Origin of the sequence: Streptomyces sp. NPDC021093, assembly GCF_044333135.1 — a bacterium.
Taxonomy (GTDB): domain Bacteria; phylum Actinomycetota; class Actinomycetes; order Streptomycetales; family Streptomycetaceae; genus Streptomyces.
Genome location: NZ_JBIRQJ010000011.1, coordinates 26,503 through 40,325, shown reverse-complemented (window position 1 = coordinate 40,325; position 13,823 = coordinate 26,503). Strand labels below are relative to the sequence as shown.

General features: G+C 70.0%; 15 protein-coding genes. 7 read left to right on the top strand and 8 right to left on the bottom strand.

The genetic code is table 11. The features are described from left to right. Positions 1–103: 103 nt before the first annotated feature. A complete protein-coding gene (locus ACH4SP_RS31455) occupies positions 104–526 on the bottom strand; it encodes a YidB family protein (protein WP_398419850.1) in 423 nt (140 codons plus the stop codon). 209 nt (positions 527–735) lie between these two features. Here ACH4SP_RS31455 and ACH4SP_RS31450 point away from each other — a divergent pair, with 209 nt between their 5' ends. The 7 genes from ACH4SP_RS31450 (at position 736) to ACH4SP_RS31420 (ending at position 6,809) form a co-directional block, all read left to right on the top strand. Further along, entirely contained in the window at positions 736–1,440 is a 705-nt protein-coding gene (locus tag ACH4SP_RS31450; protein ID WP_398419849.1) for a hypothetical protein, read from the top strand. Between the two features lie 57 nt (positions 1,441–1,497). Then, on the top strand, positions 1,498–2,100 hold the full coding sequence (locus ACH4SP_RS31445) for a DUF6529 family protein (protein WP_398419847.1): 603 nt from the start codon (positions 1,498–1,500) through the stop codon (positions 2,098–2,100). An 82-nt stretch (positions 2,101–2,182) separates the two neighbouring features. Then, a complete protein-coding gene (locus ACH4SP_RS31440; protein ID WP_398419845.1) occupies positions 2,183–2,641 on the top strand; it encodes a Rieske (2Fe-2S) protein in 459 nt (152 codons plus the stop codon). Between the two features lie 17 nt (positions 2,642–2,658). Next, positions 2,659–3,387, top strand: coding sequence for a DNA polymerase beta superfamily protein (locus tag ACH4SP_RS31435; protein WP_398419843.1), 729 nt, complete (start codon positions 2,659–2,661; stop codon positions 3,385–3,387). A gap of 25 nt (positions 3,388–3,412) precedes the next feature. Continuing rightward, complete coding sequence (locus tag ACH4SP_RS31430; RefSeq protein ID WP_398419841.1) at positions 3,413–3,850, top strand: hypothetical protein; 438 nt, start codon at positions 3,413–3,415, stop codon at positions 3,848–3,850. A gap of 17 nt (positions 3,851–3,867) precedes the next feature. After that, complete coding sequence (locus ACH4SP_RS31425) at positions 3,868–6,066, top strand: hypothetical protein (RefSeq protein ID WP_398419839.1); 2,199 nt, start codon at positions 3,868–3,870, stop codon at positions 6,064–6,066. Between the two features lie 158 nt (positions 6,067–6,224). Beyond that, a complete protein-coding gene (locus tag ACH4SP_RS31420; RefSeq protein ID WP_398419838.1) occupies positions 6,225–6,809 on the top strand; it encodes a hypothetical protein in 585 nt (194 codons plus the stop codon). On the opposite strand, the gene ACH4SP_RS31415 is transcribed toward ACH4SP_RS31420, so the two are convergent. The 7 genes from ACH4SP_RS31415 to ACH4SP_RS31385 all read right to left on the bottom strand — a co-directional run bounded on the left by ACH4SP_RS31415 (position 6,701) and on the right by ACH4SP_RS31385 (position 13,593). Continuing rightward, positions 6,701–7,759: an ADP-ribosylglycohydrolase family protein gene (locus ACH4SP_RS31415; protein ID WP_398419836.1), complete on the bottom strand. Its 1,059-nt coding sequence runs from the start codon at positions 7,757–7,759 to the stop codon at positions 6,701–6,703. The genes ACH4SP_RS31420 and ACH4SP_RS31415 overlap by 109 nt on opposite strands. Further along, complete coding sequence (locus tag ACH4SP_RS31410) at positions 7,756–8,574, bottom strand: NUDIX hydrolase (protein ID WP_398419834.1); 819 nt, start codon at positions 8,572–8,574, stop codon at positions 7,756–7,758. The genes ACH4SP_RS31415 and ACH4SP_RS31410 overlap by 4 nt, the downstream gene beginning before the upstream one ends. A gap of 205 nt (positions 8,575–8,779) precedes the next feature. After that, positions 8,780–10,132 (bottom strand): pseudouridine synthase, encoded by a 1,353-nt coding sequence (locus ACH4SP_RS31405; RefSeq protein ID WP_398419832.1) that lies wholly within the window; start codon positions 10,130–10,132, stop codon positions 8,780–8,782. After that, on the bottom strand, positions 10,132–10,782 hold the full coding sequence (scpB, locus tag ACH4SP_RS31400) for an SMC-Scp complex subunit ScpB (protein ID WP_398420285.1): 651 nt from the start codon (positions 10,780–10,782) through the stop codon (positions 10,132–10,134). Before scpB ends, ACH4SP_RS31405 begins: the two co-directional genes overlap by 1 nt. Continuing rightward, on the bottom strand, positions 10,752–11,783 hold the full coding sequence (locus ACH4SP_RS31395; protein WP_398419831.1) for a segregation and condensation protein A: 1,032 nt from the start codon (positions 11,781–11,783) through the stop codon (positions 10,752–10,754). Before ACH4SP_RS31395 ends, scpB begins: the two co-directional genes overlap by 31 nt. A 68-nt stretch (positions 11,784–11,851) precedes the next feature. Next, complete coding sequence (locus ACH4SP_RS31390; protein ID WP_398419829.1) at positions 11,852–12,445, bottom strand: hypothetical protein; 594 nt, start codon at positions 12,443–12,445, stop codon at positions 11,852–11,854. Then, a complete protein-coding gene (locus ACH4SP_RS31385) occupies positions 12,430–13,593 on the bottom strand; it encodes a ParA family protein (protein WP_398419828.1) in 1,164 nt (387 codons plus the stop codon). Before ACH4SP_RS31385 ends, ACH4SP_RS31390 begins: the two co-directional genes overlap by 16 nt. Between the last annotated feature and the right edge of the window lie 230 nt (positions 13,594–13,823).

The following is a 13,823-nucleotide window of genomic DNA, read 5'->3' as shown; positions in this document are numbered from 1 at the left end:
GCCCCACCGACAACGGCTCCGGCCGCCCGCTCCTTCGTACGTACGAGGGCGGGCGGCCGGAGCCGTCGCAGGTGCGTGCGGTGCTGCTCAGAGGCCCCGCTGCTCAGAGACCCTGCTGCTTGATGAGGTCCTCCAGTGAGGCGGCCTGCGGAAGCTGGCCCTCCGGGGTGAGCTTGTCGACCGCCTGCGGGAGCGCCTGCGCGAGGGTGTCGGCGGCCTCCTGCTGGGTCACGCCGGCCTGCGCCGCGGCCTGCGCCAGGGCCTCGTCGGGGAGAGCCTTGGCGACCTGCTCGCCGCTGACCGCCTGGTTGTCTCCGGTGCCGATCCAGGACTGCGCCTGGTCACCGAGGCCGGACTTCTGGAGCATCTCCATGAGGCCGCCGAGCGGATTGCTGCCGTCCTTGCCGCCACCGCCGAGTGCGCCCAGCAGGGAGCCGAGGATGTTTCCGGCACCCCCGCCTCCGGAACCGGAGTTTCCGCCGCCCAGGAGGCCGCCGAGGAGACTGCCGAGGTCGTTACCCGCCATGGTCCTGCCTTTCGAGAAGGTCGAGCCCGGTCTCAGACTCGTCAGACTCGTTCAATCTCGCCCAGATGGCGTCATGCTGCCACTCAGGCGGATCTGTCCCGCCCTGCCGTGCGCCCACCCCGTCCGTCCTGACTATGGACGGACGGGCCCCGGGTCCGCTTGCATGGTGGATCCGGCACCGCCTACCCGGTGCCGCGGGGAGGCCCTCGATGAAGCGCTCCGGTCCCCTCTACACGCTCCTCGCGGGGCTGGTCCTCGCTGTCCTCATGCTGTCGCTCAACGCGACGACGGGCACGAAGAGTTCGGGTTACGGAGGCGGAGGCGCGGCATCCGCACCGCCGGACGCGACGACTCCGCCGGGTACGACGACGCCGGCCCCACCGCCCTCGTCCGCGCCGCCCGCCGCCTCCCCCGCCCCGTCCTCGGTGCCGCCGTCCCCCACGGCCACCGGCCCCGAGACCGTCTACGCGGGGCGTACCGCCGACGACACCGCCGCCGTGTCCATCTCCGTACGGGACGGCAGGGCGGTGGCGTACTACTGCGACGGCCGCACCCAGGAGTCCTGGCTGAAGGGCACCGTCGAGGACGACGGCAGCATGCGCCTGACCGGCAAGAACGGCGCCAAGCTCGAAGCGTCGACCCGCGGCGGCAAGGTCGAGGGCGAGGTCGAAGTGGCCGACCGGAAGCACGACTTCAGCGCGGCGAAGGCGGTCCGGCCGTCCGGCCTCTACCGTGCGACGAACGAGGTGCGCGGCGCCAGGATCGACGGCGGCTGGATCGTCCTCCAGGACGGCCGCCAGGTCGGCGTCTACACCCGCGACGGCAAGCCCTCTCCCGCCCCCGAGATCGACCCGGCCACCGGAGCCGTGGCCATCGACAACGCCTGGCTCACCGCCCGCCCGGTCCTCCCGTAGAGCCGCCGGGTGACACGGGAACCGTCCCCGAGCACCGCCCAGGGAAGTGAGATCGACATGAGCAACGTCGACCCCAATGCTCCGACCGCCTCGTTCCCCTCCCCCGCCAACGGTCCCGGCCACGGCCGCCCGGGCCCGGCCCGCTGGCTCGTACCGGTGCTGGTGGCTGCGGCTGTCGCCGTCGCGCTCGGGGCGTACGGAAAGATCCACGACCCGGCCGGCACGGCGTTCAACCTGGCCGGGTTCAGCAGCACGGGCGCGGTGAAGTCCTGGCTGGCGACGGCCGCCTTCCTCCTCGCGCTCGTCCAGGTCCTCTCCGCACTGGCGATGTACGGGCGGCTGCCGGGGGTGCGTACCGCCCCCTGGATGCCGGCGGCGCACCGCTGGTCGGGCCGGATCGCGTTCCTGCTCGCCGTGCCCGTGGCCGTCCACTGTCTGTACGGCCTCGGGTTCCAGTCCTTCGGCAGCCGTGTGATGTGGCACTCTCTGGCGGGCTGCTTCTTCTTCGGTGCGTTCAGCGCCAAGATGCTGCTGCTGCGGGCCGAACGGCTGCCCGGCTGGCTGCTGCCGGTGGTCGGCGGCCTGGTCTTCACCGTGCTGACGGTGGTCTGGCTGACGTCGGCGCTGTGGTTCTTCCGTACGTTCGGCGTCACCACCTAGGCGTCCCCCCGGCCGCCCCCGCCTTCACCCTCGCCCCCACCCCCGTCCCCCTGTCCCCCGGCCTCGTAAGGGAGCCAGCCCCATGCACAAGCCCACTACCCGCCGAACGGTCCTCGCGGCGGCGGCAGGGACGGCGGCCGTACTGGCCACCGGCTGCACCAAGTACGGCGACGAGGGCGGCGGCGAAGCCCCGAAGCCCTCCGGCGAACCGGCCGCCCCGCCCTCCCCCTCCGGTGGTCAGTCGGCGGCGAAACCCGCACCGTTGGCGGCGACGTCCGACATCCCGGTGGGCGGCGGCAAGGTCTTCAAGGAGGAGAAGGTCGTCGTCACACAGCCCGTGGCGGGCAGCTTCAAGGCGTTCTCGGCTACCTGCACCCACCAGGGCTGCTCGGTGGCCGACGTGTCGGGCGGCACCATCAACTGCCCCTGCCACGGCAGCAAGTACCGGGTCGCGGACGCCTCGGTGGCGGGCGGCCCGGCACCGCAGCCGCTCCCGCCGCGCGCGATCACGGTGGAAAGTGGGTCGATCCGGCTGGCCTGACCGGCCAGAATCCCCGTATGACCACCCCCCTGTCCCTCACCACTCCTGCTACCCCTGCCACTTTGGTGCGCGACCACACCATCTACTCCTGCGTCATGGGCTCGCGCGCGTTCGGGCTGGCGACGGAGGAGAGCGACACGGACGTCCGGGGGGTCTTCGTCGCCCCCACCCCGCTCTTCTGGCGCTTCGACAAGCCGCCGACGCACGTCGACGGCCCCGCCGAAGAACACTTCTCGTGGGAGCTGGAACGCTTCTGCGACCTGGCGCTGCGTGCCAACCCCAACATCCTGGAGTGCCTGCACTCCCCGCTTCCCCTCCACACGGACGCCCGCGGCGAGGAACTCCTCGCGCTCCGCGGCGCGTTCCTCTCCCGCCAGGTGCACACCACGTTCGTCGGCTACGCGCAGAACCAGCGACGCAAGGTCGACGCTGACGTACGCCAGTACGGCGCCCCGCGCTGGAAGCACGCCATGCACCTGCTGCGCCTGCTCACCAGCTGCCTCGACCTTCTCCGTACGGGTGAATTGACGCTCGACGTGGGCGACGCCCGCGACGAGCTCCTCGCCGTCAAACGCGGCGAAGTGCCCTGGCCGGAGATCGAAAACCGCCTGAACCGCCTGGTCGCGTCCGCCTCCGAGGCCGAACCGAGCAGCCCGCTGCCGCCCCTCCCCGACCGTGCCCGGGTGGAAGACTTCCTGGTCCGTACGCGCCGCGAGTCGGCTCTCGCGTACGAGGAGTCGACGTAGGACGCCCCTGGGGAGGAACCGGCCCGTGGCCTGGAACGAGTGGGAACAGCTGAAGGCGAAGCCGCCCGTCGGCGGCAAGGCGGCAGGCGGCCCGGGCGACTTGATCGCCCACCAGGACGACCTGGGCGCGGTCGGCCACGAGGCGTACGTCCTCCACGACGCCCTGCTCAAGCGGGCCGACATCGCGGGCGCCGGCCTGAACGGATCCGGCGCCTGCACGTCGGCGCAGGCGGCGGCCGCCCTCAAGTCCCACCACTTCACGATGGGCACCGCGCTGGAGACCACCGTCTCCCTCTGGACCTCCCAGCTCCGGGCCCTCCTCCAGGCCTGCGCCCACATCTCCAACCACCTGGACCACACGAAGGCGTCGCACGCCGCGGACGACGCAAAGATCAAAACCCGGATCCGCGGCATCTCGACGCCCGAAGTACCCGTCTCCCGCCTCACCGAGTACTTCAAGTAGGGCGGGGACAACCACCCATGACCACCTCAACCACCCCAACCACCCTCACCCACGCGGACGTGGCGGAGGTCGACCTCGCCGGGCTAGGCCGCGCGGTCGCCGACTGGAAGCAGACGGCCGCCCACCTCAAGAGGCTTGCCGCGAACGCCCGTTCCGGCCTCCTCGCCAAGTCCGAGGGCGCCCGCTGGGGCGGCATCAACGCCGGTGTCACCCGGGACTTCATCCGCAGGACTACCAAGGAATTCACCGACGCCCAAGCAGAAGCGACCAGCATCACCAGGCTCCTGGAAGACGCCCACCTGGAACTCATCAAGATCCAGAAGGCCGTACGCCACATCCGCGAGGTCGAGGCCCCCCGGCTCGGCCTGCAGCTGGTCGGGCTGCCCGGTATGCCGGTCCCCTCGCTCAACCTCCGCAAGCCCGCCGAACTCGCCCTGAACCACCAACTGACCGTCCTGGTCGCGCACGCTGCCGAAATCGACGCCTCGGTGGCCCGTGCCCTGCGCAAGTCGCACGGCAACGACGCCTCGAACTTCGGTCACCGGACGTACCGCTCGCTGGACGACGCCCAGCAGGAGCGCGCGCTCGAACTGGCGAAGCTCGGCCCGATGATGACCGCTCCGCAATTCGCCGAACTCAACAACATCCTCAAGTTCAACGCCAAGGACTCCGACTTCTCCGCCGCCTTCTACCGGGGCCTGGGCGGCCCTAAGCAGGCCCTGGACTTCTACGCCCGGATGTCCCTCGACTGCACGGTCGGCGACCAGCCCGAACGCCTCGCCCTGGCCAAGGAGCTCCAGCGCGGCATGGGCACGGCCCTGGCCTCGGCCACCGACCCCGACAACCGCTCGCACCTCCCCGCGAGCTGGGCCACCGAATTCCGCAGACTCGGCACCCAGCACCTGAACGCGAACGCCCTCGGCTTCCACGACCCCTACGGCTACCAGGTCCTGGGCGGACTCCTCCGCTACGGCGACTACGACCCCCGCTTCATCAACCCCATCGCCGAGGACATCCTCAAGCTCCACAGAGAAGACCCCGAGATGTTCACGGCAAACATGCCCCGCACGAACACGGACTTCGACTTCGGCTTCAACCCCTCAGGGATCTCCGGAGCCGGATACGACCCCTTGACGAGCGTCCTGGAGGGCCTGGGCCACAGCCCGGAAGCGGCCAAACAATTCTTCGCCGACGGCAAACACCTGGACGACCTGACAAACGCCGACTTCAAGTGGCCGCCGGACACACTGGACCGGTCTGCTACGGAAACCCACGAGGGCGGCCCTGACGCATTGGGCCACGCCTTGGAGGCGGCGACGACGGGGCATCCGTGGGACGACACGAGGCCGGGCTTGCATCGCGACAAGGACACGGCCTCGATCATGAAGAAGGTCATCGACTTGTACAGCCCTACGTCGGAGGTGAAGCCGCCGGACGCGATCATGGACAGCTTGGGTCGGATGGGGGCGGCTTACATCGACGACTTGAACTACTCGACGCTGAACTTCGGCGGTGGTGGCGACGACTTGAACAGGGGCGAGCTCTTCCGCATGGGCGGAAACCCGCGCACGGACTTCGGTGAGTTCGAGGCACGGAACTTCATGAACGTGGTCGCGGGCAACGAAGAGGGCTACAAGATCCTTTCGGCGGCCCAGCAGGTGTACACGTCCAGCGCTCTGGCGTCGTTCGAGGACGACCGAGGCTCCGGTGTGGCCTTCGCGCACAACGCCGCCAAGGTGCACGGCATTCTGGACCAGTCGCGGATTACACAGGTCGAACTCGATTTCAAGGAAAAGGAGGAACAGGCGAATCTGAGCGAGGAGAAGAAGGGCGAGTGGCGCAAGTACGCCGTCGAGAGCACGGCCGCCGCAGTCGCCGGCGTCGGGAGCACGCTCATTCTCGGGCCTGCAGCCGGCGTGGCCGTGGCGACGGCTGTGCCCTTGGCGCTGGACGCTGGGGCGGGTGCTGTCGGCACCGCGTACGGGAATCACACGTTGCAGTACCTCAAGGACAACGAGGTCAAGAATGACGGCGAGGCCCTCAAGTCGATGCAGGAGATCGAGAAGTCCTGCGCGGCAGAAGCATGGCGTCCAGTAGCCAGGTACGCAGACATGGTGGGTATTTCCGAGGAGGAGCGGAGAGAGCTCTATCGGGAAATTGAGGAGTCACATTCTCTAGGCAGGTACAAAATGCAGTCAGCCCGTCAGGTCGGCTAAGGAACATGAAGAGAAACCGCGCACTCCATAGCACTCTCTTGGCATTCGCGCTCGTCGCAGGAGCCTGCTCACCCCCCTCCCGCAGCAACACACCCGCCGGACAGGAAATCTGCACTTCGCTCATTGGCGCGGGCAACGTGGAATCCGTAGCCAGATCGATGGGCATCAAGGATGTCGAATACGCCAACACCGGTATCCCGTTGAAGAGACTGCTCGCTGACCTGCCAACCGAGGGACGCGCGTGGCGGCCGGGAGACGACTATTACGCCCGTGAGTCCGCACCCTGTGTCTTCGGCCCCGCTGAATCCCGGAACTCCCTCGCCCTGGAAGTGGGCTGGTTCGGTGCGCCGCTCCGGGTACTGCAGAAGGACTGGCACAGGGCCGGCGGAGACGTCCTCTCCGGCTGGTGGCTGCACGAGGACGACTCCCGCTACGCCTTCCCCTGCAAGGTCAGCGGCTCCCACATCGATCAAGAGGAGCAGATCCCGCTCTCGGTGCGCCTCAACGCCAAGAACCTCGACGGCTTCACCCCCGAACTACGCAGCCGAGTCGCCGCAGCGCTCGCCCGCACCATGGCCGCCCAACTCCACTGCGTGAACAAGCCCAAGATCCCGGCCCGCCTGACCACCCCGCCCTACAACCCGATCCGCACCCCGTCCCACCTCTCCCCCAACCCCACCAACTCCCCCCGATACTCCACCCGCTCAACCCACTCCCCCGGCCAAGCCCCCACCCCCGCATAAGCCCCCGCGAACGCCCCCGCCAAGCAAGCGATCGAGTCCGAGTCCCCCTTTGTGCAGGCGGCCCGCCTCAGGGCCGTCACCGGTTCTTCCGGGAACATCAGGAAGCACAGCAGCGCCGTAGCCAGCGCCTCCTCCGCGACCCAGCCGTCACCCGTCACCAGACACGGATCCGTCTCCGGCGACAGCGACGGGTCGCGCAGTGCTCCCTCCAGCCGTTCCAGCACGCCCAGGCACTCGTCCCAGCCCCGCTCGATGAAGTGCTTCGGCGTCGGGTCCTGGGAGTGCGCCCACAGGTCCCCGAGCCACCGCTCCTGATAGACGCTCCGGCTCTCCAGCGCGTACGACCGCAACTGCCCGACCAGGCCGGTCGGTTCGACCCCCTGCGCGAGCAGATACACCGCCCGCGCCGTCAGATCACTCGCCGCCAGCCCCGTCGGGTGCCCGTGCGTCAGCGCCGCCTGCAACTGCGCCGCCCCCGCCCGCTCCCCCTCGCTCAGCCCCGGCACCAGCCCCACCGGCGCCACCCGCATGTTCGCCCCGCACCCCTTCGACCCGATCTGCGACGCCTTCTGCCACGGCAGATCGCTGTCGAGCAGCCGGCACGCGACCATGCACGTACGCCCGGGCGCCCGGTTGTTCTCCGGCGAGTGGTACCAGTCCACGAACTCCTCCCGGACCAGCCGCTCCATCCGCCGCGGTCCCAACGGCCCCCGCTCCATCGCGGTCCGCAGCCCGCGTCCCAGCGCCAGCGTCATCTGCGTGTCGTCCGAGACGAACGCCTTGTTGGGCAGCTCCATCTGCCGCCAGGGCCCGCACTTGGCGAGGATCGACGGCACGTCGTTGAACTCGGTCGGAAAGCCGAGCGCGTCCCCGAGGGCGAGCCCTATCAGGGATCCGGTGGCAGCCTGCTTGGCAGCAGCAGCGGCAGCAGTTGCAGCGGCAGAAGTCATGAGTGGGTTCCCTCCACGGACGGATCAGCAATCGGGTCGACGGACGAATCAGCAGCCGCATCCCCGGACGGCCGCAACAACGGCGGATGCAGCACCCTCGCCGTCCCCGCCCGATAGAGCGCCGCCGGCTTCCCCCGCCCCCCTGTACGCCTCGGCGCCCCGCCCACCGGCTCCACGAACCCCACCGTGGCCAGCACCTTCCGCCGGAAGTTGGGGCGGTCCAGGGAAACCCCCCACACGGTCTCGTACACCTGCTGCAGCTCGCCCAGCGTGAACTCCGGCGGACAGAACGCCATCGCGAGCGCCGTGTACTCCAGCTTGTCGCCGATCCGCCGCCGCGCATCGGCCAGGATCCGCCCGTGGTCGAAGGCCAGCGAGTTCTCCAGCTCTCCACCCACCTGCCCCAACGCCCCGCCGACCGGGACCCATTGGGCCTCCGCCGCGTCCCCGCCCCCGCGCGGTTCCGGCAGATCCGGTACGAGCGCGGTGAACGCCACCGACACCACCCGCATCCGCGGGTCCCGGCCCGGCTCGCTGTACGTACGCAGCTGCTCCAGGTGCAGCCCGGACGCGAGCGACTCCGACAGCCCCGTCTCCTCGGCGAGTTCGCGCAACGCGGCCCGTTCGGCGGACTCCTGCGGCAGTACGAACCCTCCGGGCAGCGCCCACGCCCCCGCGAAGGGCGCCTGCCCGCGCCGGATCAACAGCACGTGCAGCAGTGCCTCCCGCACGGTGAAGACCGCGAGATCGACCGTGACCGCGAAAGGTTCGAATTCTTTCGGGTCATAGCCCTGTGGGATGTCTCTTCCTGTCACGTTCCTGCTTCCGTACACCGCGCCCCCGCCACCCGACCGACCCACTAAATGGTCAGCTTGACTATAAATACCGAACGCCCACCCCGCAAGACAGCCCCGCAAGGCAGCAAAAAGCCCGGGGCCGGTACCCGCATGAGCGGGTACCGGCCCCGGGCTCACCTCAAGGAGCCTCAAAGAGGCGGAGAGGCGGCGAAGCCAGGCCGGTCTACAGACCGACCTCCTTCATCAGCATGCCGACCTCCGTGTTCGTGAGGCGGCGCAGCCAGCCGGACTTCTGGTCGCCCAGCGCGATCGGCCCGAAGGACGTGCGGACCAGACGCTCGACCGGGAAGCCGGCCTCGGCCAGCATCCGGCGGACGATGTGCTTGCGGCCCTCGTGAAGGGTCACCTCGACCAGGTAGTTCTTGCCGGTGTTCTCGACGACCCGGAAGTGGTCGGCGCGCGCGTACCCGTCCTCCAGCTCGATGCCGTCCTTGAGGCGCTTGCCGATGTCGCGCGGCAGCGGTCCCTGGATGGCGGCGAGGTAGGTCTTCTTCACGCCGTACTTGGGGTGGGTCAGACGGTGGGCCAGCTCGCCGTGGTTGGTGAGCAGGATGATGCCCTCGGTCTCGGTGTCGAGACGGCCGACGTGGAACAGCCGCGTCTCGCGGTTGTTCACGTAGTCGTTGAGGTTCTGGCGGCCGTCCGGGTCACCCATGGTGGCGACGACACCGGCCGGCTTGTTCAGCGCGAAGAACAGGTGGGACTGGGCGGCGACGGTGAGGCCGTCGACCTTGATCTCGTCCTTGTGCGGGTCGACCCGCATGCCCTGCTCGACCACGATCTGGCCGTTGACCTCGACGCGGGACTGCTCGATGAGCTCCTCGCACGCACGCCGCGAGCCCATGCCGGCGCGGGCGAGGATCTTCTGCAGGCGCTCGCCCTCCTGCTCGGCGCCCGGGAAGGTCTTCTCGATCTTCACGTCGGGCTTGCCCGCGTAGCGGTCCCGGTTGCGCTGCTCGATCTTGGCGTCGAGCTCGCGCGGGCGGGAGGCGCCGGCGTTGTAGTTGCCGCGACGACCCGGCTTCTGCGGGGTCTTCGGGGACTTCGGGCCGCCCTTGGCGCCGCCGCGCGCGGAGTCGCCACGGCCGCTGCGGGGGCCCTCGTGGGTGGCGGAGGGGCCTACGTCGTAGCGCCGCTCCTCGGGACGGGGACGCTTCGGCCGCTGCTCGCGGTCGTCGTCACGGAAATCGCGGGAGTCGCGTCCGCCGCCGAAGCCGCCCTCGCGCCCGCCACCGGACGTACCGCGGCCACCGCCGAAGCCCTGGCCGCCACCGGAGCCACCACGGCCACCGCCCGAGCCGCCACGGCCGCCGCCGAAGCCCTGCCCGCCGCCCGAGCCACCGCGGCCGCCGCCGGAGGCACCACGGCCGCCGCCCGCCGAGCCCGCGCCCGCGCCTCGTCCGCCGCTGCCCGCGCCGCCGCGCCCGCCGCCAGCGGGGCCGCGTCCGCTACCCGCACCCCGCTGGTTCCGGTCGTTGCCGCCGCTGCTGCCGCTGTTCCTGCCGTTGCTTCGCATCAAAAATCCGTCTTGTCGTCGTCTGCTGCATGAGTGCCCGGGGCGTACGGTGCGTCCGGATCGAACGACGGCACACCCTCCAGCGTCTCAGCCTCGATCGCATCTGCCTCGGGGAGGAAGGGCGCGAGTTCCGGGAGCTCGTCCAGGCCCCGCAGGCCCATCCGCTCCAGAAAGTAGTTCGTCGTCCTGTACAGGATCGCACCTGTTTCGGGTTCCGTGCCCGCCTCCCCGACCAGACCCCGCTGGAGGAGGGTCCGCATGACCCCGTCACAGTTCACTCCTCGTACGGCCGAGACCCGCGAACGGGAGACGGGCTGGCGGTACGCGACGACCGCCAGGGTCTCCAGGGCCGCCTGGGTGAGCCGGGCCTGCTGCCCGTCCAGTACGAACGCCTCGACCGCCTCCGCGTACCGCGCACGCGAGTAGAACCGCCAGCCGCCCGCCACCAGCCGCAGCTCGAATCCGCGCCCCTGGACGGTGTACTCGTCGGCCAGCTCGCGCAGCGCGTCCGTGACGTCCCGCTCCTCGACGTCGAGGACCTTGGCGAGGTGCTCGGCCGTCGCGGGCTCGTCGACGACCATCAGCACGGCCTCCAGCGCGCCCCTGAGGTGCTGCTCGCTCACTCCTTCTCCTCCACCACGAGATCGAATTCCCCGCTCACCAGAGACGTCACCAGGGACGTCACCGGTGTCTCGCCGGACTCGCCCGGTCCGCCGGGCTCCCCGCCCACCCAGGTCACCGTCAGCTCCCCCAGCGCCTGCTCCTGGTCCAGCTCGACGGCCTTCTCCCGGTAGAGCTCCAGGAGCGCGAGGAAGCGGGCGACGACGGTCAGGGTGTCCGGTGCGTCCCCGATCAGCTCCCGGAAGCTCGCCGCGCCCCGTGCCCGCAGCAGCTCCACCACCACCCCCGCCTGCTCCTGCACGGACACCAGGGGCGCGTGGATGTGGTCGACGTACACCTCGGGCCTGGGCTTCGGCCGCATGGCCTTCACGGCGAGCTTGGCGAAGCCTTCCGCGCCGATGCTGATGACGACCTCGGGAAGCAGTTCGGCCAGCTGCTCCTCAAGCCCCACGGTGCGCGGGTAGCGCCGCCCCTCGGCCTCCCAGCGCTCCTCGAAGATGCTCGCGACCTTCTTGTACGCCCGGTACTGCAGCAGCCGCGCGAACAGCAGGTCACGTGCTTCGAGGAGCGCCAGATCGGCCTCGTCCTCGATCTCGGCGGCGGGCAGCAGCCGGGCGGCCTTGAGGTCGAGCAGGGTGGCGGCGACGACCAGGAACTCCGTCGTCTGGTCGAGGTCCCAGTCGGCGCCCATGGCACGGATGTGCGCCATGAAGTCGTCGGTGACCCGGGAGAGAGCGACCTCGGTGACGTCCAGCTTGTGCTTGGCGATCAGCTGGAGAAGGAGGTCGAAGGGCCCCTCGAAGTTCGCCAGCCGCACGGTGAACCGCCCACCGGGAGCCCCGGCCTCCGATTCCACCGCCACCTCTTTGAGAAGCGGTTCCGGCACAGCTTCCGCTTCCACGCGGAGCGGTTCCAGCACAGCTTCGGGGGCGCCGTCCGGAACAGAAACGCCGTCCGCCCCCGGCCCCCGCCCCAGCGGGCGGCGGCGCGAGGGGCGGTCGGAACGGTCGTCAGGAAGGTCGGGCGGCATCAAAGAGGGTCCTGGTACGGGCGAAGAAACACAGTGAAGGGGCAGCCGCGAGGCTACCTCCGCACCGGTCAGCGCCCGCGCAGGCGCCGTACGAGGATGCTCGCGTCGCCCCGTGACTCCAGGTCGGCGAGGACGACGGCGACCGCCTCGCGGACGATCCGTCCGCGATCCACGGCAAGACCGTGCTCGCCGCGCAGGACGAGGCGGGCGTGCTCCAGGTCCATGAGCTCCTCGGCGGAGACGTAGACCGTGATCTTCTCGTCGTGGCGCTCCCGGCCGCTGGGCCGCCGGTTGGCGCCCCGGCCGCCCCGCCGGCGGGGCTGGGCCCCGGTTCCGGCCGGTGCGGCGTTACGCGGCGCTCCAGGAGCCTCCTGGGGCCGGTTGGCGCCGGCCTTGGGAGCCGCGGAAGCAGCCGGAGCCGCTTCCGCGCCCCGGGTCCGCTGCTGCTGCCCGGCCGCATCGGCGGCGGCGCCGTGCTCGGAGCCCTCGCCGTTGCCCGCGGCAGCGGGGTCGGCGGCCGCGGGGGCCGGCTCCCCCGCCGGTGCCGGTACCCGGGCCGCCTCGCCGTTGGCGCCGGACCTCCGGGCGGGCGACTGCAGCCCCATGCCCCCGGTCGTACGGAACAGTTCGTCGGCCCCCGGCAGACTCACTCGGCGTGACACCGGGCGAGCACCTCCCTGGCGAGCTGGCGATAGGCGGCGGCGCCGACGGAGTTCGATGCGTACGTGGTGATGGGCTCACCGGCGACAGTGGTCTCCGGGAAGCGCACCGTCCGGCCGATCACCGTGTGGTAGACGTGATCGTCGAACGCCTCCACCACGCGCGCGAGGACCTCGCGGCTGTGCACCGTACGGGAGTCGTACATGGTGGCGAGGATGCCGTCGAGCTCCAGGTCCGGGTTGAGCCGCTCCTGGACCTTCTCGATGGTCTCGGTCAGCAGGGCCACACCGCGCAGCGCGAAGAACTCGCACTCCAGCGGCACGATCACCTTGTGAGCGGCCGTCAGGGCGTTCACGGTGAGCAGACCGAGCGAGGGCTGACAGTCGATCACGATGTAGTCGTAGTCGTTCATCAGCGGCTTGAGCGCCCGCTGAAGTGTCGACTCGCGCGCCACCTCGCTGACCAGCTGCACCTCTGCGGCTGACAGGTCGATGTTGCTGGGCAGCAGGTCCATGTTCGGAACGGCTGTCTTCAGCAGCACCTCGTCGGCCGCCATGCCCCGCTCCATGAGCAGGTTGTAGACCGTGAGGTCGAGCTCCATCGGGTTCACACCGAGACCGACCGACAGGGCTCCCTGCGGGTCGAAGTCGACGAGCAGGACGCGGCGTCCGTACTCGGCGAGCGCGGCACCCAGGTTGATGGTCGAGGTCGTCTTGCCGACCCCGCCCTTCTGGTTGCACATCGCGATGATCTTGGCCGGACCGTGATCGGTCAGCGGTCCGGGGATCGGGAAGTACGGCAGCGGCCGTCCGGTCGGGCCGATCCGCTCGCGGCGCTGCCGGGCAGCGTCGGGGGCGAGGGTGGCCGCGTATTCGGGGTCGGGCTCGTACTCGGCGTCGGGATCGTAGAAGTGCCCCTGGGGGACCTCGTCGAAGTCGGCGAAGCCGGTGGTGGACTTATCGCCACTCTGGTCGCCGGCCATGGCGTTCACGTGTAGGCCGTCCATGCTCTGGTGGGATGTCGTCATGTGCTGATGGGTGGCGAAGGTGCGGACCGCGACCGAGCCGACAGCTTCGAGCCCTGTAGGGCTCTGGCCCTGCGCAGGCGTTCCCGATCGACCACCCCCGGGAGTAAATGTCGACTCATTCACAAGTCGTCTTACCTCCTTGGGACGTGACCAGGAAACATATCGATAGGTCAGCGTGGCACCATGCCGACGGTCGCCGACTCTATGGCGTGTCACCGCTCCGCAGCAACACAATCCACCGGACCCGGGTCGATGTGTCGGCAACCGAACACCTCTCTGTCAAGGGTGCGCAGGGGTGCACGCGAAGCACGCGGGCCGGGTTTCACGGGTGCGCGAAACGGTTAAAGGGTTAC

Coding starts and splice junctions, on each gene's coding strand:
- ACH4SP_RS31440 (WP_398419845.1), top strand. CDS start 2,183: ATGCACAAGCCCACTACCCGCCGAACGGTCCTCGCGGCGGCGGCAGGG.
- ACH4SP_RS31395 (WP_398419831.1), bottom strand. CDS start 11,783: ATGCCGCCCGACCTTCCTGACGACCGTTCCGACCGCCCCTCGCGCCGC.
- ACH4SP_RS31450 (WP_398419849.1), top strand. CDS start 736: ATGAAGCGCTCCGGTCCCCTCTACACGCTCCTCGCGGGGCTGGTCCTC.
- ACH4SP_RS31405 (WP_398419832.1), bottom strand. CDS start 10,132: ATGCGAAGCAACGGCAGGAACAGCGGCAGCAGCGGCGGCAACGACCGG.
- ACH4SP_RS31425 (WP_398419839.1), top strand. CDS start 3,868: ATGACCACCTCAACCACCCCAACCACCCTCACCCACGCGGACGTGGCG.
- ACH4SP_RS31455 (WP_398419850.1), bottom strand. CDS start 526: ATGGCGGGTAACGACCTCGGCAGTCTCCTCGGCGGCCTCCTGGGCGGC.
- ACH4SP_RS31435 (WP_398419843.1), top strand. CDS start 2,659: ATGACCACCCCCCTGTCCCTCACCACTCCTGCTACCCCTGCCACTTTG.
- ACH4SP_RS31445 (WP_398419847.1), top strand. CDS start 1,498: ATGAGCAACGTCGACCCCAATGCTCCGACCGCCTCGTTCCCCTCCCCC.
- ACH4SP_RS31420 (WP_398419838.1), top strand. CDS start 6,225: ATGGGCATCAAGGATGTCGAATACGCCAACACCGGTATCCCGTTGAAG.
- ACH4SP_RS31415 (WP_398419836.1), bottom strand. CDS start 7,759: ATGACTTCTGCCGCTGCAACTGCTGCCGCTGCTGCTGCCAAGCAGGCT.